Source organism: Tetragenococcus solitarius NBRC 100494 (genome assembly GCF_001544195.1).
Lineage (GTDB): Bacteria > Bacillota > Bacilli > Lactobacillales > Enterococcaceae > Tetragenococcus > Tetragenococcus solitarius.
On the sequence record NZ_BCPY01000080.1, the window covers coordinates 1 to 1,652 of the forward strand.

Sequence of the window (1,652 nt, forward strand, 5' to 3'; positions counted from 1 at the left end):
TAATTCATACTTCTAAAATTTATCTGTAAAAGTTATTTTTTTCATCTGTCCATCCCAATTAACTTACTTTTTTATTCATTAAAGGATGGAAAAAGTTAAAATAGGTAAAACGATGAGCTGAATGATAGGGTATTACTTAATTTTGGCCGCACGAACTCCCTGAAAGAAATGAATTTTTTAAAATTCATTTGGATGGTCACCAACAGAGTTGTTGTATTTTTTCTAACAACTGATAGAAACTATCTTGAAAGACATGAGTCGTGCTCAGTTTTAATAGCAATCTACGGCTACTTCGTACCAATTTTCCTGCTACTTTAAATAAATGCAAGCGGAGAGTATCAATTTGAAGTGTCGCTTCTTTTGCCGATAAACAAAGTGTTCGCATAAAGTTAACGATATTGTAAGCCAATAGGCTTATCATCATACGAGCATGATTTTCCAGAAAAGTTGAGCTATCGGTTTTATCAAAATAGAATCCATTCTTTGCTTCTTTAATAAAGTTCTCCATCGTACCGCGATTTTGATAGGTATAAAATATGTTTTCAGCGGATAAATTTTCTGAACAATTGGTGATCACATATTCATGACGAAAAATCAGCTCTCCTGCTTCTCTAGTTGATTTGATGCAAACCCGACGTTCTTGTGACCAACTTTTTGCTCGATAAGACGTAGAATAGTAGTGAACTTCTTTTTCTTCCCAATGATGATCATCGCCAATTAAAATGAATGATTCTGCTAACTTTGCTAGTTGAGCATTGGCTTTCAGACGAATCACATAAAAGCTTTCGTTCAATTCACAAGTTTCATATACTTCTGGTGTCGCAAAGCCGCTGTCTCCACGCACAAGAATCGTTGTGCAAGGAAGTTGCTGGCTGTAATGATTGAGTAAAGGCCTTAGAAAATCCCTTACACCGTTTGATGTATAAACATTTCCAGAACGAAGTTCTGCCTTTAAAAAGTCGCCCGTTAGCCCATCAAAAGCAACTAAGGGGTGGTAACCGTTTGTTTGATAGTGGGCATTATAGTTCGTTCCTTCTTGATTTCCAAAAGTATCCGAATGAGTAGAATCCAAATCAATGATTATCTCTGTTGTGTTTCGCTTCAATCGTACTTTATCAATCAAAGCTTGATTCAAATCTTGGAATTGACGGATCGTTTTTTCATCTATTCGGTCCCAGAAACGTGAAAGAGAAGGTTGTGAAGCAGCTGTTTCTTTATTTAAAATAAGTTGGAAGATGGGATCTTCCTTCAATAATTTAGCTGATGAATCTGCAGCGTAGCCAGAGATCAGTTGGAAAAGAAGTTGTTCTAGTAAGGAGATATTGTCGTGTCTCCAGTAAGTCCGGTCATCTTTGATTTGAAGGAGGCTTTTGGCCAATTCTAAAAATCCAAGTGAGTCCATAAATTCTTTTACTAAAATCAATCCGGCATCTGTTGAAAGATTACCACCAGTGTTGGAAACTGTTAGTTTAGGATTGAAATTTATCCGTTTTTCCTGTAATGTAGCCATTGAGAGAACCCCTTTCATGGTTTAGTTTAGTCACTTTAACCATAACAGATTGGGGTTCTTTTTGTACACCCAAAGGGTGTTGTAAAATATGTGAAATAATGGCTTCACTGTAAGGTTTTAGATAGCTTTCAGAAAAACTATG

Annotated in this window: 2 protein-coding genes; both read right to left on the reverse strand. The window is 36.1% G+C overall.

Annotation, left to right across the window (positions count from 1 at the left end):
* Nucleotides 1-196: 196 nt before the first annotated feature.
* Nucleotides 197-1,510 carry an IS1380 family transposase gene (locus TS1_RS12135; RefSeq protein WP_068710728.1) on the reverse strand — a complete coding sequence of 438 codons (1,314 nt, stop codon included), beginning with the start codon at nucleotides 1,508-1,510 and terminating at the stop codon, nucleotides 197-199.
* Nucleotides 1,470-1,652, reverse strand: a 183-nt coding sequence (locus TS1_RS12680; protein ID WP_217994592.1) for a hypothetical protein, incomplete at its 5' end; no start/stop codon positions are given. The genes TS1_RS12680 and TS1_RS12135, both read right to left, overlap by 41 nt.

Bases quoted from the DNA above. Each gene is read 5' to 3' on its own strand.
- TS1_RS12135 (WP_068710728.1), bottom strand. From the start codon at position 1,510: ATGGCTACATTACAGGAAAAACGGATAAATTTCAATCCTAAACTAACA.